Consider the following 21,167-nt stretch of genomic DNA (forward strand, 5'->3'; position numbering starts at 1 on the left):
AAATTCTTACGTAAACGTAAGATTATTTGTCGCCAGAACGTTACTCCGCGGCCCGCCGCTCGTGATGCAATGCAAGATATTCCAAACTGCGCATTTCGAAAAGTCGCGAGACAGTACGATCGAATTCGAAGCCTTCGGTACCACGCGCCTGTGTCAGCAAGTTTTCAGGCATCGCCGCAGCGGAGACATAGAGCCGTACCGCATGATCGTAAAGTGTATCGATCAGGATGATGAAGCGCTTGATCTGGTTTCGCTTGTCTGGCGCCAGCAGCGGCACGTGATCGATGAAGATGGCGTCGAAACGTTCGGCAATGGCCAGAAAGTCCGCGGCACCCAACGGCTTTTCACAGAGATCAGCGAACGAAAACCGCGCCAGCCGATCAACTGCCAGCGGCACGTGGATCGACCGCCCCTTCATCGGAATCTCCAGCGGCTGCGCCTTTCGGCCGTGAAGCGCCTGCATCCAGGATGCATCCATGGCCATGTCGGTCCGGTTATCGATCGGCGTCAGATAGACTGGCTGGCTGTCGAGCTTCTCCATCCGGTAGTCAGTCGGCGAGTCCAGTGTCACGATCTCGACGTTCTGCTTCAGGAGATCGACGAAGGGCAGGAACAAGCTCCGATTGAGGCCGTCCTTGTAGAGGTTGTTGGGCTCGACATTGGAGGTCGCGACCAGCAGGCACCCGCGCCGGAAAAGTTCGGAAAACAGCCGCGACAGGATCATCGCGTCGGCGATGTCAGTCACGGTAAACTCATCGAAGCACAGCAGTTCGGCTTCGTCATAGAGGGCAGCAGCAACGACCGGAATGGGATCGGCCTGCTTGGTCTCGCCCTGCTTGAGCTTCAGCCGGTGTGCCGCGATGCGGTTGTGCACGTCGGCCATGAATTCGTGGAAGTGCGCGCGCCGCTTCTTCGCGCAAGGCGCCATGCCGAAGAACATATCCATCAGCATCGTCTTGCCGCGGCCGACGCTGCCATGAATGTAGAGTCCCTTGACTGCTTCCGCCGGCTTCTTCTTGTTGGCGAACAACCAGCCGAGAGCGCTTGCCTTTGCCGCCGGCCGCCGCTGCTTCAACCCCGACAGTACCCGATCCAGGCATTTCGCCACGTGCATCTGGGCTGAATCGATTTGAAGCGCGCCCGAAGCCGTCAGCGACTTCAATTGTTCACTGACGCTCAGGGTGTAGTCTGGCATGGGTTGCATAAAGGAGGTCCGCCTATGCAGGATCGGCGGCCTTCGCCGCCGGATCTTTTAACGGCTGAGGCTGATCGGCTGACCGGTATTGGTCTGGCCGCTGAAAGCGTTGTCGGCGGTCTTGTAGACGCTGCCGATCTGGTTGCCGCTGCGGTCCTTCAGGATAACCTGCTTGCCTGAAACTTCCCAGGAGCCCATCGCCGTCAGTTCGCCGACGCAGCCGCGCGTACCGCCACGCGAGCCGCTGCCGAGATTGGTGAGCGTCAGGAACATGTCGCAGGAGCCGTTGACGCGCCAGCTGCCGACCATCGATTCCTTCGTGACATCCATCGCATTCGCAGCCATCGCGCCGGGCTGGCCGCCGGCGACTGGCGCCGTGGCCGTTGGAGCGGCCGGGAATTGGGAAGCACCGGAAGGCGGCGGAAGCTGTCCGCCCTGAACCGAAGGAACCGGCTGGGCCGTCAGCGGCGCCGGCTGGCTAAAGCTTGCATTGTCATAGGCGGTGCGCTGGCAGCCAGCTAACGACAGAATAACCACGAGACCTGTCGCCATATGTCTGAACTGCATCATCATACTCCTGATTTTTCCAGTATTGCCCTGAAGTTGCCGCGCAATCACGGCGGAATTATCTTGAAAGGCTGTACTGAATCAAGCCAGCGCGAGGAGAAATTGTGTCGATGTGGGAGCAACGCCGTAACGCCGAGACAAATTTGGTGCAATCCCGGACAGATTAAGGCTTCGCGAGCGGATAAAGAAAAGGGCCGCATCCGCGGCCCTTTTGCTGGATTGATCAAACACGACGCTCGACCATCATCTTCTTGATTTCGGCGATTGCCTTGGCGGGGTTCAGGCCCTTCGGGCAGGTCTGCGCGCAGTTCATGATCGTGTGGCAGCGATAGAGACGGAACGGATCCTCGAGATTGTCGAGACGCTCGCCGGTCGCTTCGTCGCGGCTGTCGATCAGCCAGCGGTAAGCCTGCAGGAGAACGGCCGGACCGAGGTAGCGGTCGCCGTTCCACCAGTAGCTCGGACAGGAAGTCGAGCAGCAAGCGCAGAGAATGCACTCGTAGAGGCCGTCGAGCTTCTGGCGGTCCTCATGGCTCTGCTTCCATTCCTTGGCCGGCGTCGGCGAAACCGTCTTCAGCCATGGCTCGATCGAGCGGTGCTGGGCATAGAAGTTGGTGAGATCCGGGACCAGGTCCTTGACGACAGGCAGATGCGGCAGCGGATAGATCTTCACCGCGCCCTTGATGTCGTCGAGACCCTTGGTGCAGGCGAGCGTATTCGTGCCGTCGATGTTCATCGCGCAGGAGCCGCAGATGCCCTCACGACAGGAACGGCGCAGCGTCAGCGTCGGGTCGATTTTGTTCTTGATGTAGAGCAGACCGTCGAGCACCATCGGACCGCAATCGTCGACATCGATATAGAAGGTGTCGATCGACGGGTTCTGTCCGTCATCCGGGCTCCAGCGGTAGACGCGGAATTCGCGAGTGTTCTTCGCGCCCGCTGGCTTCGGCCATACCTTGCCTTCGCGGATCTGGGAGTTCTTGGGAAGAGCGAGTTCAACCATGTCCGGTTCCTTTTAGTACACGCGAGCCTTGGGCGCGATCTTCTTGGGATCGATGCCCTCTGCGATGAGCTCGGTGTGAACCGGGCGGTAGTCGAGCTTGACGTCGCCTGACTCGTTGACCCAGGCAAGTGTGTGCTTGCGCCAGTTGACGTCGTCACGGCCGGCAAAAGCGCCTTCCGTGTAGTCTTCGCGTGCGTGCGAACCACGGCTCTCCTTGCGAGCCTCGGCGCCGTAGATCGTCGTGATGGCGTTGGCCATCAGGTTCTGCAGCTCGAGGGTTTCCACGAGGTCGGAGTTCCAGATCATCGAACGGTCGGTGACCTTGATGTCGCGCATTTCCTGCCAGATGGCCGAGATGCGCTTGCAGCCCGACTCCAGCGATTCCTGCGTACGGAACACGGCGGCGTCTTCCTGCATGGCGCGCTGCATCTTCTCGCGCAGCACCGCCGTCGGCGTGCCGCCGCTGGCATTGCGCAGGCTGTCGAAGCGATCCATGATCTTGTCGCAGGCGGCGACGTTGAGATGCGGGATCGGCGCGCCGCGATCGATGACCTCGCCGGCGCGGATCGCAGCGGCGCGGCCGAAGACCACGAGGTCGATCAGCGAGTTGGAGCCGAGACGATTGGCGCCGTGCACCGAGGCGCAACCGGCTTCGCCCACGGCCATCAGGCCGGGGATGATGCGCTCCGGATTGGAGCTGTCGGCATTCAGCACTTCGCCCCAGTAGTTCGTCGGAATACCGCCCATGTTGTAGTGGACAGTCGGCAGGACCGGGATCGGCTCGCGCGTCACGTCGACGCCGGCGAAGATCTTGGCGCTCTCGGAAATGCCCGGCAGGCGCTCGTGCAGAACGGCCGGATCGAGATGGTCGAGATGCAGGAAGATGTGGTCCTTGTTCTTGCCGACGCCGCGACCTTCGCGGATCTCAAGCGTCATGCAGCGCGAAACGACGTCGCGCGAGGCAAGGTCCTTCGCCGAAGGGGCATAGCGTTCCATAAAGCGCTCGCCCTCGGAGTTGACGAGGTAGCCGCCTTCGCCGCGCGCGCCCTCGGTGATGAGACAGCCCGAACCGTAAATGCCGGTCGGGTGGAACTGTACGAATTCCATGTCCTGCAGCGGCAGACCGGCGCGGGCCACCATACCGCCGCCGTCGCCGGTGCAGGTATGGGCAGAGGTTGCCGAGAAGTAGGCGCGGCCATAACCGCCGGTCGCCAGCACCACCATCTTGGCGGCGAAGCGATGAATGGTGCCGTCATCGAGGCACCAGGCGACGACGCCGGTGCAGCGGCTGCCGTCATCCGACATGATCAGGTCGAGCGCGAAATACTCGATGAAGAACTCGGCGTTGTTGCGCAGCGACTGACCATAGAGCGTGTGCAGGATCGCGTGGCCGGTACGGTCGGCAACGGCGCAGGTGCGCTGCACCGGCGGGCCTTCGCCGAAGTTCTGCATGTGGCCGCCGAACGGCCGCTGGTAGATCTTGCCTTCCTCGTTGCGTGAGAAGGGAACGCCGTAATGCTCAAGCTCATAGACCGCCTTCGGCGCTTCCATGGTGAGATACTGCATGGCGTCGACATCGCCGAGCCAGTCGGAGCCCTTGACGGTGTCGTAGAGGTGCCACTGCCAGCTGTCGGGCGTCATATTCTGCAGCGAGGCGGCGATGCCGCCCTGGGCAGCGACCGTGTGCGAGCGGGTCGGGAATACCTTGGTGATGCAGGCGGTGCGGAAACCCTGTTCGGCCATGCCAAGCGTGGCGCGAAGACCGGCGCCGCCGGCGCCGACGACGATCACATCGTATGAGTGATCGACGTATTTGTAGGCCTTCCCATTCTGAGCGGGTGAAGTCGGTGCCATGATACGGTTATCCTACGAATGCAATTTTCAGAATGGCGAAGAGACAGAGCCCCGCCATCAGGATCGAAAAGAACGTGTTCAGCATCAGCAGGGCGATCTTGGCGAATTCGCCATGAACGTAGTCCTCGATGATGACCTGCATGCCGAGCCGCATATGAATGACGCCGGAAACGACCATCAGACCCATTACGACCGCAACAAGCGGGTTGGACAGGGCGTGAACCACATCGGCATAAGGCTCGCCGGCGTGAATGATCATGAAGATGATGAAGAAGAGAAAAAGCGGCACGTTGGCAACCGCCGTGACGCGCTGGCGCCAGAAATGATCAGTTCCTTCCTTGGCCGAGCCAAGGCCGCGAACCTTACCCAGGGGGGTGCGCATATCCATGAGAACAACCTTCAGAAGCGAATAAGGAAGCCGATCACCCAGACCAGCACGGTCAGACAGAGCGATATGACGATCGAAGCTTGAGCCATCTTGGTCGAGACTTCCTTGTCGAAGCCGTAACCGAGATCCCAGACGAAGTGACGGAAACCGCCAACCATGTGGTGCAGAAGCGCCCAGGTGTAGCCAAGCAGCATGAGCTTGCCGACGACGCTTCCGAGGATCCAGTTGACCCAGTCATAGTAGGCTTGGCCAGTCGCGGCGGCGATCAGCCACCAGGCGACCAGCAGCGTACCGACGTAAAGCGCGCCACCGGTAATACGGTGAACGATCGACATGACCATGGTGGGGATTGGTTTGTAAATTTGCAAATGCGGCGACAGGGGCCGGTTATTTGTCACATTCGCCATCAGAACCTCGCGGCGTCTTCTCTGCGCTCCTCCATCAGGGAGCATTCAAGGCGATCACACGAATGACAAATTTCTTTGTGTGCGTCGCATCAATGGCGACGTTTAATCACGTAAGCCCCTAACGACAAGTATAATTGCACCCCCAATTTAATTTAATCGATTTGCGTCTCTGGGTGGCGCGAACTGCGCTTGACGGCCTGGCCCGCGCTTGGCGCAAACGGCATGGCCAGACGTCTTCTGGACAATCGGCGGCTTTTGGCGCATTTTGCAGTTAACGCTTTGTTAAGCATTTCATTTTCGGAGATCCGCGCGATGCTGAAGTCTATGTCCGCGCTCGTTTCACTTGTCGCCGCTGTTTTGATCGCACTGCCGATGTCGGCGGACGATTTTGGGAGGGGTTCATTCTCTCGCCACGGTGGTAAGGGATTCTTCAGGCATCACGCACCCACGATCGTCGGTCGGCCTTTTTTTGGATGGAACGACGGACGCATCCGATTCTCGGATGGTTCCAAACGGTTCGGCCATCGCTTCGGTCGGACGCCCCTAATCAAGCCTGCGTCATTCCCGTATCGCGGCAATAGTGGTTATCGCGGCTATGGCGGACGCAACGTCATCGTCCTCGTTCAGTCGCCGACAGGCACAGGCGTAAGCGGCACCTATTCGGGATCGTCCTACGTGTATGACGCCGACGGCGGGACTTACGTCACAGCGAGCGGCTATAGCGTCGGTGCCCAGCAAAGAACCATTACCCTTGCGCCAATGGCCAAGGTGATCAACGTGACCACAAAGAGCAGCAGCTGCTCCTACGAGGCCGGCGTCTGCGTTATCAGGCCGTGAAGCGCCAAACGGTCGTTTTCTTCACCTCGCTGTCTTCAAGCGCCCGGGTAACCGGAACCTCGTAGACTGCGCAGAATTCCAGGTTCTCCTTGGGAAGATAGCTGCGTCCCGGATCCCCGACGAAGATGGCGATGCCTTGGCGACTGAGCATATTGAACCATGGAACGATCGCGGCCGCAAAGCCGGCGTCGTAGAAGACGTCGCCGGCGAGCAGAATGTCAGCCTCGACGTTGCGGCCGATCAGATCGGCACCGATAAAATCGATATCTGCCTTGTTCAGTTCGGCGTTCAGCCACACAGCGGTTTCGGTCCAGGGGTCGATGTCGGCGGCATTGACCTTCGCCGCTCCCGCGAGCTTTGCCGCAATCGCAACAAGGCCGGAACCCGTGGCAAAGTCGAGGACGCATTTGCCGGCAACGATATCAGGATGGTCGAGTACGTAGCGTGCCAGCCCTTGGCCGCCCGCCCAGGCGAATGCCCAGAAAGGCGGCGGCAGGCCGATTTCCGCAAGCTCCTCTTCCGTCTTTAGCCATAGCTCGTGGGCTTCGTCCGCCAGATGCAGCCGAATTTCGGGCACATGCGGCGGCGCCATTGGACTGGTATTCGCGCGGATGAAGACCTCGGGTTCGGTTTTCAACGGCGGCTCACCGCGGCGGATTGTCGAGGCCACCCAGCCGGCAAATCTCGAGATACTCTTCGTCCGTTACCGGCTGGACCGAAAGCCGCATGGAAGTGACGAGCGACATCTTGGCAAACTTCTCGTTGGCCTTGATGTCCTTCAGCGAAACCGGCTTGCGGATATCGCAGACGGCGCGAATGTCGACGCAGTCCCAGCGGTCATCGCCGGCTGCTGTCGAGTCCGGGTGAGACAGAGCGCAGACCTCGACGATACCGACGATCTCGAGACCTTCGTTGGAGTGGTAGAAGAAACCCTTATCGCCAAGCTGCATCGCCCGCATGTTGTTGCGGGCGAGATAGTTGCGGACACCGGTCCATTCGGTGCCCTTCTCGCCGGCCGCCTTCTGCTGCTCCCACGACCAGGAAGCGGGTTCTGATTTGTAGAGCCAATGCGCCACGCTCAAGCCTCCGGATTGTTGAAGACCCAATTGAAGGGCTTGATGTCGACGCTCTCAAAAAGGCCGGCCTTGGCGTAGGGGTCGCTGTCCGACAGCGCCTTCGCCGCTTCGATCGTATCGGCATGAATGATGACCAGGCTGCCGCAGGGCTTGCCATCAGCGTCGAGAAACGGGCCAGCCATCTTCAACACACCCTCGGCATTGAGCTTGTTGAGATGTTCCACATGGGCGGGCCGCGCTTCCATGCGGACGTTGAGGTGATCGGGCTTATCCTTGCAGAGGAGGGCAAAAAGCATATCGGAACTCCTATTCAGTCGTAATCGGACGCGTCATGAGCTGATCGATGGCCTCGGCAATTCCGAGCTTGCCTTCGATGATAGCGGATACGGCATCGGTAATCGGCATGCTGACATTGAGCGACTGCGCAAGGCGCGACGCAACAGCCGCCGCAAAGGCGCCCTCTACGAGTTCGCCATGAGTGGGATCGACGGTCTCGCCGCGACCAAGGGCAATGCCGAAGCGCAGGTTACGAGATTGATGGCTGGTTGCCGTCAGCACCAGGTCGCCAAGGCCGGACAACCCGCGCACCGTGTCCGCCTGCCCGCCTTTGGCGACGACAAAACGCGACATCTCGGCAAGCCCGCGCGCAATCAGCGCCGCCCGCGCAGAGTCTCCGATACCGGCGCCTTCGACAATGCCGCAGGCGATCGCCAGAACGTTCTTCAGCGCTCCGCCGAGCTGGACGCCGATCCGGTCTGACGAGGCATAAAGCCGGAATGTTCGGCCAGAGATCGCATGCGCCAGCCTTTCGGCAACATCGATATCCGCAGCGGCGATCGCCATGGCAGTCGGCAAGCCCTTGGCGATATCGGCGGCAAATCCCGGCCCCGATAGCACGGCGATAGGGTGGCCCGGTATTTCGCGCTCCAGCATGTCGGTCAGCAGATTGCCGGTTGTCCGCTCAATGCCCTTTGCACAGGTCACGACGATCGCATTGTTCTGGAGATAGGGGCGGTATTGTCTTGCCGCATCCGCCTGCGCCTGTGAGGGCATCGCGAAGAGGACGATGTCGGCGTCGCTGATCGCGGCCGGCTCGGCAGAGAAGGCGAGCGACTCCGGCAAGGCGATGCCTGGCAAGACAGCGTCATGCAAATGCTCAGCCTTCAAGTCCGCGATCAGCTCAGGATCTCGGCCGACGAGCGTCACCGCATTGCGCTCGGTGAGCGCGATCACCGCGGCAAGCGCGGTTCCAAAAGCACCAGCTCCGATAACGGCGATCTTCTCGCTCATGCTTTCGCTCCCCGTTTGCCAAAGCCAAGCAGCGTTTCGGCGTTGGAATCCAGCGGCCAGCGCGAACGCGGCTGCACGTCGAGATCATCCGGCTCGACGCCTGTCGCCATGCGCTCCAGACCCGCCCAGGCGATCATCACGGCGTTATCGGTGCACAATCTGAGCGGCGGCGCGACAAAGCGAAAGCCATGCTTGTCGCAAAGCGACTGCAGGGTGCTGCGAACCTCCAGATTGGCAGCGACCCCGCCAGCAACCACAAGGGCCGGTCCGCCGTCGACCTGCGGAAACTCGGCCTTGAAGCGCTCCAGACCCCGGCCAATACGATCCTTCAGCGTTCGCGAGATCGCCTTCTGGAATGAGGCACAGATGTCCGCGACATCCTGCTCCGTCAATGGCGCGATTTCGGTTGCGGCCTGGCGTACGGCCGTCTTCAGGCCGGAAAACGAGAAATTCAGTTTCGCCTCGCCAACCAGAGGGCGCGGAAAGTTGAAGCGGTCCGGGTCACCGCTCTTGGCCGCGCGCTCGACCGCCGGTCCGCCTGGATACGGCAGGCTCAGCAACTTCGCCGTCTTGTCGAAAGCTTCGCCGAGGGCGTCGTCGATCGTCGTGCCCCAGCGCTCGTATTGCCCGACACCCCGGACAAGAATAAGCTGCGTATGGCCGCCGGAAACGAGCAGCATCAGATAGGGAAATGCGAGCCCATCCGTCAGCCGCGCCGTCAATGCGTGCCCTTCGAGATGGTTGACGGCATAGAGCGGTTTTCCGGACGCCTTGGCGATTGCCTTTCCGGTCATGAGGCCGACAAGCAGACCGCCGATCAGGCCAGGCCCCGAGGTTGCCGCGATGGCATCGATATCGGAGAGCGACACATTGGCGCGTTTCAAGGCTTCGTCGATCAGCGTATCGAGTGCCTCGACATGGGCGCGGGCCGCAATCTCCGGCACAACGCCGCCATAGGCGCTGTGCTCCTCGAGCTGGCTCAAGACGACGTCCGAACGCACCGTCGGCTGCCCGTCGACGGCTCGCTCGACCACAGCCGCGGCGGTTTCGTCGCAGCTTGTTTCGATGCCGAGAATACGCAGAAAGGGCGCCATGAAACCTGATCGTTGATTGCGATGGATCTTAAACCTGTTTACGAGGAACTCCGGTAACAACGGATCAATGCGGATGCAAACAAAACCTTTCCGGATCGGTACTCGAGGCAGCCCGCTGGCGCTTGCCCAGGCTCACGAGGCACGTGACAGGCTGATGGCGGCGCATGGACTGCCCGAAGCAATGTTCGAAATCGTCGTACTGAGCACCAAGGGCGATCGCATCACCGACCGTTCGCTGGCCCAGATCGGCGGCAAGGGACTTTTCACCGAAGAGCTGGAGCAGCAACTTGCGAGCGGCGACCTCGACATTGCCGTGCATTCCGCCAAGGACATGCCGACACAGCTTCCGGAGGGGCTCTGTCTTTCGGCCTTTCTGCCGCGCGAGGATGTCCGGGACGCGGTGATCGGACGCACTGCGCCAAAACTGATGGACCTGCCCCACGGCGCGACGGTCGGCTCCTCTTCGCTTCGCCGTCAGGCGCTTATCCGCCGCATGCGTCCAGACATCAACGTCATCACCTTTCGTGGCCTCGTCGATACGCGGCTTAGAAAGCTGCAAGAAGGCCAGGTCGACGCCACGCTGCTTGCGCTTGCCGGCTTGAAGCGGCTCGGCAAGGTCGAGGTGATAACCGATATCCTCCCTGCTGAAACCTTTCCGCCTGCGCCGGCACAGGGCGCCATCTGCATTGAAAGCCGCATCGGCGACACCCGCATCGATAGCCTGCTTGCGCCCATCAACGATGCCGCGACCTTCGACGCGGTTTCCTGTGAAAGGGCCTTCCTTGCCGCCTTGGACGGCTCCTGCCGCACGCCGATCGGCGGTTACGCCGTCTGCGAAGGCGACCAGGTCCGCTTCTCCGGCTTGATCATCACACCTGATGGCCGCAACCAGCATGCCATCAGCGTCGATGGCCACAGGCGCGATGCGGCCGCTTTGGGCACCCGCGCAGGGCAGGAGATCCGCGCCCGCGCCGGCAGCAGTTTCTTCGACGACTGGAGCTGATGTCCTAATGCGCGTGCTCGTGACCCGTCCTCAGCATTCGGGCGAGCGCACCGCCAAGCGTCTTCGCGAGCTAGGACACGAACCGATACTGCTGCCCCTGTCGCATCCGGTTCACGACGCCAACGCGGCGTTGCGCGGCTTGAGCACGAGCAAGGGCAGCATCGCGATCACCAGTGCCGAAACGATCCGGGCGCTCACAGCCCATGACGCCGAGCTGGCCGTTCACCTCGCTCGCCCCCTCTTTGCGGTCGGTGATGCGACGGCTGAGGAAGCGCGGGCGATCGGCTTTAGCTCCGTCACGGCATCGGGCGGCAGCGGCGCCGAGCTTGCTGAGACGATTGCGAAAAAAGCGGGCTCCGTTCTCTATCTGGCGGGATCGCCGAGAGCGGAGACCTTCGAGAAGCGTGCAAGCGAGATCGGCCTGCGGATTACCGTCGCGGAGTGCTACCGGATGGAGCCGACACCGATCGCGCCGCAAGTGCTGGACACAATCTTTGAGCAGCGGCCGGATGCGATCCTGTTTTTCTCGCGCCAGACAGCAGAAGACTTCTTCCGTGTCGCTGAGCCGCAGATGCGACCCGATCGGGTAGACGGAATACGTCTTCTCTGCCTCAGCAAATCCGTTGCAGAGATGGTCCCCGCGTCGCTGCGGGGCGCTGTGAGCATCGCGGCGATGCCGGAGGAGCGCAGCCTTTTGTCGCTCCTTTGAACGCGCTGCGTGCCCAAATTTCGTCTAACCTCTTTCCTTGTCTGGCATCACTGACTAGTTTCGTTGCATTGCATAATTAAGAGGGTCTCATGGCACCAGGAAATCCGCCTCGCCACTCGAAGAGCACCGAGAAGCCGGTCACTATCGATCTGGATAAGCAGGAATTTGCTTCTGCCAAGGATGCCGAGACGAAAGCCGAGGAACCGGCCGATGTGCCGAAACCCGGTGCCGTGGATGAGCCTCAAGCGCAGCCTGAATTGACCGACGAGCCATCGCCTGACGAAGCGCCAAAGGCTGCAGCCGAACCCGCACCCGAAACGAGCGAGCCGGCACCGCCAGCACCGCCCACCTTCCCGCGCAACAGCACATCGGGCCTGATCGCCGCCGGCATTGTCGGCGGTCTGATCGCACTTGTCGGCGCCGGAGCCATTCAATATGCCGGGTTACTGCCCGGCTCGTCCGCGCCTGCTTCACCCCCTGCCGATGTCTCCAATCTCTCGGCTGAAATCGACGGGCTCAAGCAATCGGTCGCCAATCTCGCCGCTGCCCCCTCCACGCCAGATAACGGCGCGCTGGAACAGCGTATTGCTGCGCTGGAAGTGACGGCCAAGACCCCGCCGGCTGCTGCCGACACGGCTGCGGTCGATGCTTTCAATCAGAAGATCGCCGACCTGACCGGCCAGATCGACCAGCTGCGGGCCGCGGTCTCCCAGACAACGGAACAAAAAGCCGCCGACGGCGCCGATATCACGCAACACCTGGCCGAAATCGAGAAGAGGCTGAACGAGCCGCGGCGCGACGTTGCCGTCGCTAAGGCCATCGCGGCCGCCGCTTTGAAGGCGGCGATCGATCGCGGCGGACCGTTCGTCGCCGAGCTCGACACCTTTGCCGGCGTCTCTCCTGACGATCCGGCCGTTGCAGATCTGCGCAACTTCGCCGAAACCGGCGTTCCCTCGCGCGCCGAACTGATCCGCCAGGTCCCGGATGTTGCAACCGCCATCGTCGGTTCCGTCAATCAGGCCGCTCCCGACCAGACTTGGTCCGACCGGTTGATGGCAAGCGCCAAGTCGCTGGTAACGATCCGCCCCGTCGGCAATATTGAGGGTGAGAGCGTCGAGGCAATTGCCGCGCGCATGGAAGACAAGGTGAAGAACGGCGACCTGCAGGGCGCCGCGTCCGAATGGGCCGATCTGCCTGCTCAGGCAAAACAGGCCTCCGCCGCCTTCAAGCAATCGCTGGAAGCCCGCATCCGCGTCGAGGATCTTGTGGGCAGCGCCCTGTCCAACGCGGTCTCCAGCGCCGGCAAGGAGGGCTGAGGCATGGTCAGGCTCGTCATATTTGCCCTCGTCGTCCTCGCACTCGGCTACGGATTTTCCTGGCTGGCAGATCGCCCGGGCGATCTTTCGCTGGTCTGGGAAGGGCAGCTTTACCAGACCCGGCTGGTCGTGGCGGCAAGTGCCCTGATCGCGCTCATCGCGGCCGTGATGGCCGCGTGGTGGCTGCTGCGCACACTCTGGACGTCGCCCTACTCCGTCACTCGCTATTTCCGTGCCCGCAAGCGCGACCGCGGTTATCAGGCTCTGTCGACTGGCCTGATCGCGGCTGGTGCCGGCAATGCGCTGATGGCGCGCAAGATGGCCGCCCGTTCGCAAGGATTGCTCCGCGCCGATCAGGAGCCGCTGATCGCCCTCCTTGAGGCGCAGGCGGCGCTGATCGAAGGTCGCCACGACGAAGCGCGCGCCAAGTTCGAGGCGATGACCAATGATCCCGAGACCCGCGAGCTCGGGCTGCGCGGACTGTATCTGGAAGCCAAGCGGCTCGGCGCCAATGAGGCGGCGCGTCAATATGCGGAAAAGGCCGCGGACAACGCGCCCTATCTGCCTTGGGCAGCACAGGCAACGCTTGAGTATCGCAGCCAGGCGGGTCGCTGGGATGATGCGATGCGACTGCTGGAACAACAAAGGGCTGGCCGCGTCATCGAAAAGGCTGAGGCGGATCGGCTTCGCGCGGTTCTGCTTACCGCCCGCGCCACCGAGAAGCTCGAGAACGATCCGGCGGGAGCACGCGACGACGCCACGCATGCCCTGAAGCTCGCCGCCGACTTCGAGCCTGCCGCGATTGTCGCCGCGAAGGCGCTGTTCCGCGAAGACAAGCTGCGCAAGGCGGCATCCATCCTCGAACAGGCATGGAAATCGGCCCCGCACCCGGACATCGGCCGCACCTATGTTCGCGCCCGCAGCGGCGATTCTGCCGCTGATCGCCTGAAGCGCGCCGAGCGACTGGAGGGGATACGGCCGAACAACGTCGAATCCCTGCTTCTCGTGGCGCAGGCTGCCCTCGACACGCAGGATTTCGCCAAGGCCCGCACCAAGGCGGAGGCTGCCGCCCGGATTGAGCCGCGCGAAGCAACCTTCCTGCTGCTCGCGGACATCGAAGAAGCCGAAACGGGTGATCAGGGCCGCGTTCGCCACTGGCTTGCCCAAGCCCTCAAGGCGCCGCGCGACCCGGCATGGGTCGCCGATGGTTACGTTTCCGACAAATGGTTGCCGCTTTCGCCTATTACCGGTCGGCTGGATGCCTTCGTCTGGAAGGCACCGTTCGACCATGTGGATAATGTTGCCGATGAAAGCAAGACGATCTCCATAGACCGCGCCCTGAAAACGCTGCCGCCGGTGCGCGAAGCTCGCTCCGAAGGCCCGGCCAGCGATCACCGCATCATCGAACTCGAGCGGGCTGCCACGATCGCTGAGGCGGCGCGTCCATCGCCGAAACCGCCGGCATCAAGCAAGCAGGCGGCGGAAGCTGCAACTTCACCCGAACCGCGCCCCTTCTTTGGCGGCCTGCCGGACGATCCCGGCGTTCGCAATCCAGCGGCGGAGCCAGAACCCAAGACACGGCTTCGCCTTTTCTAGACAAACAGGATCTAAATGTTCGAACGCTTCCAGGAATTCTTTCAGAATCTGACTTCCGACAACACAAAGAAAGGCTTCGCGCCGGACGACCCGCGCATCGCGGTGGCCGCGCTCTGTATGCAGGTCATGGAGGCGGACGGGCAGGTCAAGGACAGTGAGACGAAGCGGCTTCGCAAGCTGTTGAAGGACCAGTACGGGCTTGACCGCAAGCAACTCGACGCGCTGATGGCCGCGGGCCGTGAGGCGGAAAGCGATGCCGTCGACTACTACCGCTTCACGTCGGATCTCAAGCGCCACCTCAACACGGAACAGCGGCTCGAGCTGATTGGGGTCCTCTGGGACATTGTCTATGCCGATGGCGAGCGCAGCGAAATGGAAGATGATGCAATCTGGCGCATTGCCGAACTCCTCGGTGTTTCCGCGCGCGAGCGGATCCAGAAGCGGCAGGAAGCAGCACGACGGGTCACGGATACCGAGGTAGTGGGGGACGATGCCGACTGACCGCTTACCGGAGCACGAGAAGCGCCCAGTCCTGATTGTTCTGCATCAGGAGCGCTCGAGCGCTGGCCGGGTCGGTCAGCTGCTGGCCGAGAAAGGGTATCGGCTCGATATCCGGCGCCCGGTTCTCGGCGACAAACTGCCCTCCACACTTGCAGAGCATGCGGGCGCCGTTGTCTTCGGCGGCCCGATGAGTGCCAACGATACCGAGGACTTCGTCAAGTCGGAGATCGACTGGCTGGACGTGCCGCTCAGGGAGAAGCGCCCGCTACTCGGGATCTGCCTCGGCGCACAGATGCTGGTGAGGCAGCTCGGCGGCAAGGTTCAGGCGAACGCCGATGGTTCCACGGAGATCGGTTGGTATCCGCTGCGCCCGACGGAGAAAGGCCGGCTGCTGATGCACTGGCCGAGGATGGTTTACCACTTTCATCGCGAAGGGTTTGACCTGCCGCATGGTGCCGAACTGCTGGCTGAGGGCGATACCTATCCCAATCAGGCGTTTCGCTACGGCGGCCATGCCTGGGGGCTGCAGTTCCATGCCGAGCTGACACGCGCGATGATGCACCGCTGGGTGGTTCACGGCGCCCACCGCTTCATTCTTCCCAATGCGCAGCAGGGTCGTGAGCATCTGGAAGGACGTATGCTCTTCGACGCGCCGCTGAAGGCATGGCTGAACGAGTTCCTCGACATCGTCTTCGAGGGCAAGACGTCCAAATCCGTCGCAGCAGCCAAGGCCGCCACACTTCCCGCCTAGACGGGTGCGCCAGGCACCGCGTCGTGCTAAGGTCGGCGCGTACCATCACTCTGGCTATATTCACCAGCAGGAATGCGTTCCGATCCACGACCCGGTCTTGGAATTGCCGCGCGCGCAATGACGGACCAAAGCTATGTCCGGAGGAATTCCATGGCCAACTATGAGCAGAGACTTGCCGCGATGGGATTGGTTCTACCGCAGCCCCTGAAACTGCCCTCCAACATGGTCCTTCCTTTTCCGTGGGTGAATGTGCGCGGCAATCGCGCATTCGTCTCAGGCCATGGCCCGCAGAATACCGATGGAACACCTGCCGGCCCGTTTGGAGCCGTCGGTGAAAACATCTCCATCGAGGAGGCCAAGGCATCTGCGCGGAAAGTCGCGCTTTCCATGTTGGGCAGCCTGAAGCGGGAGCTGGGTAGTCTCGATCGCATTACTGGCTGGTGTCGTGTGTTCGGCATGGTCAATTGCGCGCCCCGCTTTGCCAATCCGCCAGCCGTAATCAACGGCTTCACCGAGCTGATCATCGAGGTATTTGGACCTGAGGTGGGCAGTCACTCCCGATCCGCGATTGGCGTTGCCGGTCTGCCGCTGAACTTTCCGGTCGAAATCGAAGCGGAAGTCATCGTCTCGACCTGAAGGCCGTCACACCGGCTCCAGCCGCTCCGGCGCATCAAGCGTGTCGATCTTGCGCAGCTTCGGAAAGCTCGTGGACCAAATTGCCGCGACGGCAAGCGTTCCGATGCCGCCGATAATAACCGCAGGGACGGCGCCGAAAATGGAAGCCATCGTGCCCGCGCGGAATTCGCCGAGTTCGTTGGAGGCACCGACGAAGACCATGTTGACGGCATTGACACGGCCGCGCAGTTCGTCCGGCGTCCAGAGCGCGATCAGGCTCTCCCGCACATAGACGGAAATCATGTCGGCCGCACCCATGATGGCGAGCGCCGCGATCGACAGCTCCGTGCTGGTCGAAAATCCGAAAACGATCGTACCGATGCCGAACAGGGCAACGCCGATGAACATGGCAATGCCGGCACTGTGCTTGAGCGGATAGGCGGCGAGAAAAATCGCCATGGCGATCGCGCCGACCCCGGGTGCCGCGCGCAGGAGACCGAGCCCCCAGGGCCCGAGTGTCAGGATATCGCGCGCAAAGATCGGCATCAGCGCCGTCGCACCGCCGAGGAGCACCGCGAAGAGATCGAGCGATATGGCACCCAGCACGACTTTCTCGGCACGAATGTAGCGGAAGCCGCCGAGGATCATATCCCAGCTCTTGGCTTCACCCATCGTCTTCTGCGGCGGCTTGGGGATCATGTAGAGCAGCGCTGCGCCAAGAGCAGCGAAGATGACCGCGACCGTATAGGCTGTATGAGGGTTGATGCCATACAAAAGACCACCGAGAACGGGGCCCGTGATCGCCGCCAGCTGCCATGAAGACGAATTCCAGGCGATGGCGTTTGACAGATCCTCCGGCGGCACAAGGTTCGGCGCCAGCGATTGCACAGCCGGCGACATGAAGGCGCGCTCGATGCCGAAAACCAGCAGGACGGCAAATACCGGCAACGGCGAGAACGTCCCTGTGATCGTCATCAATAGCAGCGCCAGCGTGCACAAGGCGCTGATGAGCGAGCAGATGGCGGCGATCGCACGTCGATTGTGCCGGTCGGCTACGGATCCGGTGACAAGGATCAGGACCAGCGAAGGCAGAAATTGCACTAGGCCTATCAGTCCGAGATAGATGGCACTGCCGGTCTGGTCGTACATCTGCCAGCCGACGGCCACACTGACGATCTGCTGCGAAAAAGACAGCAGAAACCGCGCGAAAAAGAACCGGGTGTAAGACGGATACCGGAACGCGGCAAAACGATCTCCGGTTGGCGAAAAAGACATGGAGACTTTCCAGAAAACAGGCCAGACGCCAACGCACGACGCCGCTGTTAAACATGATTTACAATGCGTTTCGAGACAGCACTTGCCGGTTTAGTCGCCAATGTCTACATGTCTGTCAACAACGAACTGGAGATTGCAATGCTTGCGCTTTTTCAAACCATTGATTTGGCTTTGAATCTCTACACTTGGGTGCTGATCGCCAGCGCTATTTTTTCCTGGCTGTATGCGTTCAACGTAATCAACTCCAGCAATCAGTTCGTCAATTCGGTTGGCATGTTCCTCTACAATGTGACGGAACCGCTGCTGCGTCCGATCCGCCGCGTACTGCCAAATCTCGGCGGCATCGACATCTCACCGATCATTTTGCTGCTGATCATCTTCTTCGTGCGCTCTCTGATGTGGAATTCAATCTTCCCGCTGGTGGCATGAGCCAGCCCTGGGCGGCGTTCAACGACCACATTGCTCTGACCGTTCGTCTGACGCCGAGTGGCGGACGCGACGCAATCGACGGCGTGGAGACAGACGCCGAGGGCAAAGCCCATCTCAAAGCCAGAGTGACTGCCGTTCCCGAGAAGGGCAAGGCGAACAAGGCGTTGATCGAGTTCTTGGCGAAATCGCTTCGCATCGCAAAGTCATCGGTCAGCCTCGCCTCAGGCGAAATGTCGCGCAAAAAAATCCTCCGGATCGACGGCGACCCGGAGGATTTGATCAGGAAATTACAAACTCTTCTCGAAAGCTGATCAGGCCTTTGCCTTCTTGGCGCGTTCGATCGCCTCGAGGATCAGTGCGCCGGCTTCCTTGGAATCACCCCAACCGAAGATCTTCACCCACTTGCCGGGTTCGAGGTCCTTGTAGTGCTCGAAGAAGTGCTCGATCTGCTTCAGCGTGATCTCGGGAAGGTCGGTGTAGTCGTTCACCTTCTCGTAGCGCAGCGTCAGCTTCGGCGACGGCACGGCGATGATCTTCTCGTCCTTACCGGAATTGTCTTCCATCTTGAGAACGCCGATCGGGCGCACGTTGATGACGCAGCCCGGAACAAGCGGACGCGTGCTGGCGATGAGGACGTCGATCGGATCGCCGTCTTCCGAAAGCGTGTGCGGCACGAAGCCGTAGTTGCCCGGGTAGGTCATCGGCGTATAGAGGAAGCGATCAACAACCAGCGTACCAGCTTCCTTGTCCATCTCGTACTTGATCGGATGGCCGCCGACGGGCACCTCAACGATTACGTTGACATCTTCCGGCGGGTTCTTGCCGATGGAAATCGCGTCAATGCGCATAGAGCTTCCCTTTAACGGTTAAGTCGATGGTTGCCAGATACTGGGAATCATCCCGCAACGCAACACGCCAATGTGGATTGGCCCGTCTAAGAGGGCCGTCAAGGTGACACGCGATTTCTCTGCTGTTCGCTTGCAAGAGGCGGAGCGGATCCGAACGACACCCCCTGTCGGCCTGACGGTAGATGGCGCAGGTAATCACCGAGTCGGCTCAACCCTGCCCATAATCGTTGGCCAAGCATGATGCGACGCTGGAGCTGATAGGCAAGTATGCCGCTCAATAGACCGGACACGACCGATACTGCGACCGGTAGCGGCGCGGTAAAAGTCGCGGGATTGGCGCGATCAAACAGGGCCTCCGGCAGAATCCGGTGCAGCAGGTAAATGTGATAGCTCGCCGCAGCGATCGAGACCAGCGCGGCGGCAAGCGTTGCGGGCAGCTTGACCCGAGACACGTAAAGAAGGACGGCAAGTACCGGCAACTGCATACCATAGAGGACCCATGACCCTGCCCAGTTTCCGCCGGTATAGGCCATAAGCGGCATGACCGCGCATCCGGCGGCGATTACCGCAAGTCGTCGTCGTCTCGAATTTGCAAAGGCGGCGCACCATCCGAAAGCCGCAAGGTGCAACACCCAGGCAAGGGTGAATATTTGCCGCTGCCCAACTGGCGAGAGCGCCGGGACCGCGAAATGCGCGAGGACGGCAAACGCCAAAAACAGCATGCCGAAACGGAAAGGATCCCTTGCCGCGGAACGCCGAACGCTCGGCACAGCAAACAAGGCTCCCCAAAGCAGCAGAAGCTGCGCGAAAGCTTCCACGAACCAGTACAGATAAGGCAGCATTTCATGTCGATCAGGTTCAGCGAAGCCAAGGTTGCCGACTAGGAAGACCGAGGCCCACGGTATTGCGCCCCAGGCAACACTGAAACCCAGGACGACAAGGTAGTAGGGCCAGAGAACAAGGCCGAGCGGCTGCAGAAATCGCCTCAGGTCGCCGGCGAAAAGCGCGCTGGACTGGAAGCGCGCCAGCCCGTATCCGCACAGCACCAACATTGTGCCCGCACCGCCGGGAATGGGCCACGGCGTGGCGTGATGTAGCACGACCAGCAGGATTGCGATGGACTTCAGGAGAATGTCACTGGCGATCGTTCGTTGGGGGCTCGTCGAATGCGATAGACTCGCCAGAACACCGACACACATCTTTTCCCAACCGTCCGGCACCCTGCCAAACAGCCCCTCGAGACCAACCGTAAGCTCGAGGTAACGCAACGAATCCCCACCAAGCTCTGCAAAGCTGTCGTTGGGGAGATGCGTCACGGAAAAAACACTTCACGAAACAGGCTCAGGACCGTGGCTTGTTCGCACGCCGTCGGGGATTTCATGCGTAAGCGGAGATGTTCGTAGTCAATCTTACCGTTGGCGAGCCGCGGCAGCTTCTCAAAGCCAATCGCGCGCACCTGCGGCAAGCCGATGCCTTCAATCACCGCCAGCGACTCACGAACATCTTCCTCGCGTTGCGACCCTGCAAAGGCCGCAAGCAGCTGCTCGTCGCTGCCCACAACCGCGGCTGTGATGCCTTTCGCAGCGAGCGCTGCTTCGAGCGCATCGTGGCCGAGACGGACACCGCCGATCTTCGACATCCGCCGCAAACGGCCCGTGATCCGAAACAGGCCGTCCGCGTCGCGCGCGGCCAGATCACCGGTCCGAAGCTCCTCGATATCAGCACCGCGCGCCAGATCTTGACGAGTGTCGGCGTAGCCGAGCATGACGTTGGGCCTACAATAGACGAGTTCGCCGGCAATGTCGGTGTCCGTGATTATTGCATCCTTCCCGTCGACCAGCCACAGCTCACCGCCCGGCACCCGTCCCAATCCGATCGGCACTCCCGGGCCGATGCTCAGGAGGGACGTAAGCAATTCGTGCGGTCGCTTCTGTCTGTCCATACATCACGTAGAAGCGCTGCCCTTCGTTCTGCAGCCAGACATGGTAGCGCCGGGTCGCCTCCGGCTCCATACGTCCTCCGGCAACCGTCATGAAGCGAAGATCGGGATAGTGCTGCTCGCGAAACCCGCGTTGCTCGAGGAGCTCGTAGGAATGCGGAACGCCTGCGAGGCTCGTGCATCGGGCCGCGCTGAAATCATCAAGAAATGCCGGTTCAAGGACAGATGTCCCGGGCATCCAGATCGCAGCACCGACGGCAAGGTGGGAATTGAGAACAGACAAACCGTATGAATAATGAAGCGGCAGGACCAACGCGCCGATATCGCCTGCCTGCAGGCTAAGATAGCCGGCGATCTGTTCAGCCTCTATCCAAAGTGGTTTCGTTGACACCATCTAGTTCACGCCTGGAAGATTGATAATGGCATCGACATTCGATTTACTAATGCCATGACGGAATAAATCGGAATTGAAAG

At 61.1% G+C, this 21,167-nt stretch carries 26 protein-coding genes; 10 read left to right on the forward strand and 16 right to left on the reverse strand.

From position 1 onward, the window contains the following. Window positions 1-40: 40 nt before the first annotated feature. The 6 genes from zapE to sdhC form a co-directional block, all read right to left on the reverse strand. Entirely contained in the window at window positions 41-1,204 is a 1,164-nt protein-coding gene (zapE, locus tag C934_RS0105755) for a cell division protein ZapE (protein ID WP_018855752.1), read from the reverse strand. A gap of 48 nt (window positions 1,205-1,252) precedes the next feature. Then, window positions 1,253-1,762 carry a protease inhibitor Inh/omp19 family protein gene (locus C934_RS0105760; RefSeq protein ID WP_026371592.1) on the reverse strand — a complete coding sequence of 170 codons (510 nt, stop codon included), beginning with the start codon at window positions 1,760-1,762 and terminating at the stop codon, window positions 1,253-1,255. 223 nt (window positions 1,763-1,985) lie between these two features. Continuing rightward, window positions 1,986-2,765, reverse strand: coding sequence for a succinate dehydrogenase iron-sulfur subunit (locus tag C934_RS0105765; protein WP_018855754.1), 780 nt, complete (start codon window positions 2,763-2,765; stop codon window positions 1,986-1,988). Between the two features lie 12 nt (window positions 2,766-2,777). Beyond that, window positions 2,778-4,619: a succinate dehydrogenase flavoprotein subunit gene (gene sdhA, locus C934_RS0105770; RefSeq protein WP_018855755.1), complete on the reverse strand. Its 1,842-nt coding sequence runs from the start codon at window positions 4,617-4,619 to the stop codon at window positions 2,778-2,780. A 7-nt stretch (window positions 4,620-4,626) separates the two neighbouring features. Next, the gene (gene sdhD / locus C934_RS0105775; protein ID WP_018855756.1) at window positions 4,627-5,007 is read right to left on the reverse strand and encodes a succinate dehydrogenase, hydrophobic membrane anchor protein; all 381 of its coding nucleotides are present in this window, start codon (window positions 5,005-5,007) and stop codon (window positions 4,627-4,629) included. A gap of 11 nt (window positions 5,008-5,018) precedes the next feature. Continuing rightward, window positions 5,019-5,414: a succinate dehydrogenase, cytochrome b556 subunit gene (gene sdhC / locus C934_RS0105780; protein WP_018855757.1), complete on the reverse strand. Its 396-nt coding sequence runs from the start codon at window positions 5,412-5,414 to the stop codon at window positions 5,019-5,021. A 312-nt stretch (window positions 5,415-5,726) separates the two neighbouring features. Between sdhC and C934_RS0105785 the strand changes: the two genes are divergently transcribed. Further along, on the forward strand, window positions 5,727-6,251 hold the full coding sequence (locus C934_RS0105785) for a hypothetical protein (protein ID WP_018855758.1): 525 nt from the start codon (window positions 5,727-5,729) through the stop codon (window positions 6,249-6,251). On the opposite strand, the gene C934_RS0105790 is transcribed toward C934_RS0105785, so the two are convergent. From C934_RS0105790 to tsaD, 5 genes are read right to left on the reverse strand one after another with little or no spacing between them, the layout of a single operon-like run. Further along, on the reverse strand, window positions 6,241-6,888 hold the full coding sequence (locus tag C934_RS0105790; RefSeq protein ID WP_026371593.1) for a class I SAM-dependent methyltransferase: 648 nt from the start codon (window positions 6,886-6,888) through the stop codon (window positions 6,241-6,243). The two genes, C934_RS0105785 and C934_RS0105790, sit on opposite strands and share 11 nt — an antisense overlap. A gap of 7 nt (window positions 6,889-6,895) precedes the next feature. After that, window positions 6,896-7,327, reverse strand: a complete 432-nt coding sequence (locus C934_RS0105795) for an EVE domain-containing protein (protein ID WP_018855760.1) — start codon at window positions 7,325-7,327, stop codon at window positions 6,896-6,898. A gap of 2 nt (window positions 7,328-7,329) precedes the next feature. Continuing rightward, the gene (locus C934_RS0105800) at window positions 7,330-7,623 is read right to left on the reverse strand and encodes a YciI-like protein (protein WP_018855761.1); all 294 of its coding nucleotides are present in this window, start codon (window positions 7,621-7,623) and stop codon (window positions 7,330-7,332) included. A gap of 10 nt (window positions 7,624-7,633) precedes the next feature. Further along, entirely contained in the window at window positions 7,634-8,617 is a 984-nt protein-coding gene (locus C934_RS0105805; protein WP_018855762.1) for an NAD(P)H-dependent glycerol-3-phosphate dehydrogenase, read from the reverse strand. After that, window positions 8,614-9,711 carry a tRNA (adenosine(37)-N6)-threonylcarbamoyltransferase complex transferase subunit TsaD gene (gene tsaD, locus C934_RS0105810; RefSeq protein ID WP_018855763.1) on the reverse strand — a complete coding sequence of 366 codons (1,098 nt, stop codon included), beginning with the start codon at window positions 9,709-9,711 and terminating at the stop codon, window positions 8,614-8,616. Before tsaD ends, C934_RS0105805 begins: the two co-directional genes overlap by 4 nt. Before the next feature lie 73 nt (window positions 9,712-9,784). Here tsaD and hemC point away from each other — a divergent pair, with 73 nt between their 5' ends. From hemC to C934_RS0105845, 7 genes are all read left to right on the forward strand, one after another. After that, window positions 9,785-10,714: a hydroxymethylbilane synthase gene (gene hemC, locus C934_RS0105815; RefSeq protein ID WP_018855764.1), complete on the forward strand. Its 930-nt coding sequence runs from the start codon at window positions 9,785-9,787 to the stop codon at window positions 10,712-10,714. A gap of 7 nt (window positions 10,715-10,721) precedes the next feature. Beyond that, window positions 10,722-11,423 carry a uroporphyrinogen-III synthase gene (locus C934_RS0105820; RefSeq protein ID WP_018855765.1) on the forward strand — a complete coding sequence of 234 codons (702 nt, stop codon included), beginning with the start codon at window positions 10,722-10,724 and terminating at the stop codon, window positions 11,421-11,423. A gap of 89 nt (window positions 11,424-11,512) precedes the next feature. Continuing rightward, the gene (locus tag C934_RS0105825; RefSeq protein ID WP_018855766.1) at window positions 11,513-12,739 is read left to right on the forward strand and encodes a COG4223 family protein; all 1,227 of its coding nucleotides are present in this window, start codon (window positions 11,513-11,515) and stop codon (window positions 12,737-12,739) included. Window positions 12,740-12,742: 3 nt separating this feature from the next. Beyond that, complete coding sequence (locus C934_RS0105830; RefSeq protein WP_018855767.1) at window positions 12,743-14,335, forward strand: heme biosynthesis protein HemY; 1,593 nt, start codon at window positions 12,743-12,745, stop codon at window positions 14,333-14,335. Window positions 14,336-14,350: 15 nt separating this feature from the next. After that, window positions 14,351-14,836, forward strand: coding sequence for a tellurite resistance TerB family protein (locus C934_RS0105835; protein WP_018855768.1), 486 nt, complete (start codon window positions 14,351-14,353; stop codon window positions 14,834-14,836). Beyond that, window positions 14,826-15,587: a glutamine amidotransferase gene (locus C934_RS0105840; protein ID WP_018855769.1), complete on the forward strand. Its 762-nt coding sequence runs from the start codon at window positions 14,826-14,828 to the stop codon at window positions 15,585-15,587. The genes C934_RS0105835 and C934_RS0105840 overlap by 11 nt, the downstream gene beginning before the upstream one ends. 150 nt (window positions 15,588-15,737) lie before the next feature. Then, the gene (locus C934_RS0105845) at window positions 15,738-16,223 is read left to right on the forward strand and encodes a RidA family protein (protein WP_018855770.1); all 486 of its coding nucleotides are present in this window, start codon (window positions 15,738-15,740) and stop codon (window positions 16,221-16,223) included. A gap of 6 nt (window positions 16,224-16,229) precedes the next feature. On the opposite strand, the gene C934_RS0105850 is transcribed toward C934_RS0105845, so the two are convergent. Next, entirely contained in the window at window positions 16,230-17,477 is a 1,248-nt protein-coding gene (locus tag C934_RS0105850; protein ID WP_018855771.1) for an MFS transporter, read from the reverse strand. A gap of 138 nt (window positions 17,478-17,615) precedes the next feature. Between C934_RS0105850 and C934_RS0105855 the strand changes: the two genes are divergently transcribed. Both C934_RS0105855 and C934_RS0105860 read left to right on the forward strand, forming a co-directional pair. Beyond that, window positions 17,616-17,906, forward strand: a complete 291-nt coding sequence (locus tag C934_RS0105855; protein WP_016556606.1) for a YggT family protein — start codon at window positions 17,616-17,618, stop codon at window positions 17,904-17,906. Continuing rightward, window positions 17,903-18,217, forward strand: coding sequence for a DUF167 domain-containing protein (locus C934_RS0105860; RefSeq protein ID WP_018855773.1), 315 nt, complete (start codon window positions 17,903-17,905; stop codon window positions 18,215-18,217). Before C934_RS0105855 ends, C934_RS0105860 begins: the two co-directional genes overlap by 4 nt. Here the strand turns inward: C934_RS0105860 and ppa are convergent, their stop codons facing one another. The 4 genes from ppa to C934_RS36150 form a co-directional block, all read right to left on the reverse strand. Then, window positions 18,218-18,754 (reverse strand): inorganic diphosphatase, encoded by a 537-nt coding sequence (ppa, locus tag C934_RS0105865; protein WP_018855774.1) that lies wholly within the window; start codon window positions 18,752-18,754, stop codon window positions 18,218-18,220. A 98-nt stretch (window positions 18,755-18,852) separates the two neighbouring features. Then, complete coding sequence (locus tag C934_RS35540) at window positions 18,853-20,070, reverse strand: hypothetical protein (protein ID WP_051085564.1); 1,218 nt, start codon at window positions 20,068-20,070, stop codon at window positions 18,853-18,855. Further along, entirely contained in the window at window positions 20,067-20,624 is a 558-nt protein-coding gene (locus C934_RS36145) for an AMP-binding protein (RefSeq protein WP_281419568.1), read from the reverse strand. The genes C934_RS35540 and C934_RS36145 overlap by 4 nt, the downstream gene beginning before the upstream one ends. Beyond that, window positions 20,602-21,087: an AMP-binding protein gene (locus C934_RS36150; protein WP_051085566.1), complete on the reverse strand. Its 486-nt coding sequence runs from the start codon at window positions 21,085-21,087 to the stop codon at window positions 20,602-20,604. Before C934_RS36150 ends, C934_RS36145 begins: the two co-directional genes overlap by 23 nt. Window positions 21,088-21,167 lie beyond the last annotated feature (80 nt).

Origin of the sequence: Rhizobium sp. 42MFCr.1, assembly GCF_000377185.1 — a bacterium.
GTDB lineage: Bacteria > Pseudomonadota > Alphaproteobacteria > Rhizobiales > Rhizobiaceae > Rhizobium > Rhizobium altiplani.

What these genes read in the sequence shown, in the direction of transcription:
- zapE (WP_018855752.1), bottom strand. Translation starts at nt 1,204, where the DNA reads ATGCAACCCATGCCAGACTACACCCTGAGCGTCAGTGAACAATTGAAG.
- C934_RS0105760 (WP_026371592.1), bottom strand. Translation starts at nt 1,762, where the DNA reads ATGCAGTTCAGACATATGGCGACAGGTCTCGTGGTTATTCTGTCGTTA.
- C934_RS0105765 (WP_018855754.1), bottom strand. Translation starts at nt 2,765, where the DNA reads ATGGTTGAACTCGCTCTTCCCAAGAACTCCCAGATCCGCGAAGGCAAG.
- sdhA (WP_018855755.1), bottom strand. Translation starts at nt 4,619, where the DNA reads ATGGCACCGACTTCACCCGCTCAGAATGGGAAGGCCTACAAATACGTC.
- sdhD (WP_018855756.1), bottom strand. Translation starts at nt 5,007, where the DNA reads ATGGATATGCGCACCCCCCTGGGTAAGGTTCGCGGCCTTGGCTCGGCC.
- sdhC (WP_018855757.1), bottom strand. Translation starts at nt 5,414, where the DNA reads ATGGCGAATGTGACAAATAACCGGCCCCTGTCGCCGCATTTGCAAATT.
- C934_RS0105785 (WP_018855758.1), top strand. Translation starts at nt 5,727, where the DNA reads ATGCTGAAGTCTATGTCCGCGCTCGTTTCACTTGTCGCCGCTGTTTTG.
- C934_RS0105800 (WP_018855761.1), bottom strand. Translation starts at nt 7,623, where the DNA reads ATGCTTTTTGCCCTCCTCTGCAAGGATAAGCCCGATCACCTCAACGTC.
- C934_RS0105805 (WP_018855762.1), bottom strand. Translation starts at nt 8,617, where the DNA reads ATGAGCGAGAAGATCGCCGTTATCGGAGCTGGTGCTTTTGGAACCGCG.
- tsaD (WP_018855763.1), bottom strand. Translation starts at nt 9,711, where the DNA reads ATGGCGCCCTTTCTGCGTATTCTCGGCATCGAAACAAGCTGCGACGAA.
- hemC (WP_018855764.1), top strand. Translation starts at nt 9,785, where the DNA reads ATGCAAACAAAACCTTTCCGGATCGGTACTCGAGGCAGCCCGCTGGCG.
- C934_RS0105820 (WP_018855765.1), top strand. Translation starts at nt 10,722, where the DNA reads ATGCGCGTGCTCGTGACCCGTCCTCAGCATTCGGGCGAGCGCACCGCC.
- C934_RS0105825 (WP_018855766.1), top strand. Translation starts at nt 11,513, where the DNA reads ATGGCACCAGGAAATCCGCCTCGCCACTCGAAGAGCACCGAGAAGCCG.
- C934_RS0105830 (WP_018855767.1), top strand. Translation starts at nt 12,743, where the DNA reads ATGGTCAGGCTCGTCATATTTGCCCTCGTCGTCCTCGCACTCGGCTAC.
- C934_RS0105835 (WP_018855768.1), top strand. Translation starts at nt 14,351, where the DNA reads ATGTTCGAACGCTTCCAGGAATTCTTTCAGAATCTGACTTCCGACAAC.
- C934_RS0105840 (WP_018855769.1), top strand. Translation starts at nt 14,826, where the DNA reads ATGCCGACTGACCGCTTACCGGAGCACGAGAAGCGCCCAGTCCTGATT.
- C934_RS0105845 (WP_018855770.1), top strand. Translation starts at nt 15,738, where the DNA reads ATGGCCAACTATGAGCAGAGACTTGCCGCGATGGGATTGGTTCTACCG.
- C934_RS0105850 (WP_018855771.1), bottom strand. Translation starts at nt 17,477, where the DNA reads ATGTCTTTTTCGCCAACCGGAGATCGTTTTGCCGCGTTCCGGTATCCG.
- C934_RS0105855 (WP_016556606.1), top strand. Translation starts at nt 17,616, where the DNA reads ATGCTTGCGCTTTTTCAAACCATTGATTTGGCTTTGAATCTCTACACT.
- C934_RS0105860 (WP_018855773.1), top strand. Translation starts at nt 17,903, where the DNA reads ATGAGCCAGCCCTGGGCGGCGTTCAACGACCACATTGCTCTGACCGTT.
- ppa (WP_018855774.1), bottom strand. Translation starts at nt 18,754, where the DNA reads ATGCGCATTGACGCGATTTCCATCGGCAAGAACCCGCCGGAAGATGTC.
- C934_RS36150 (WP_051085566.1), bottom strand. Translation starts at nt 21,087, where the DNA reads ATGGTGTCAACGAAACCACTTTGGATAGAGGCTGAACAGATCGCCGGC.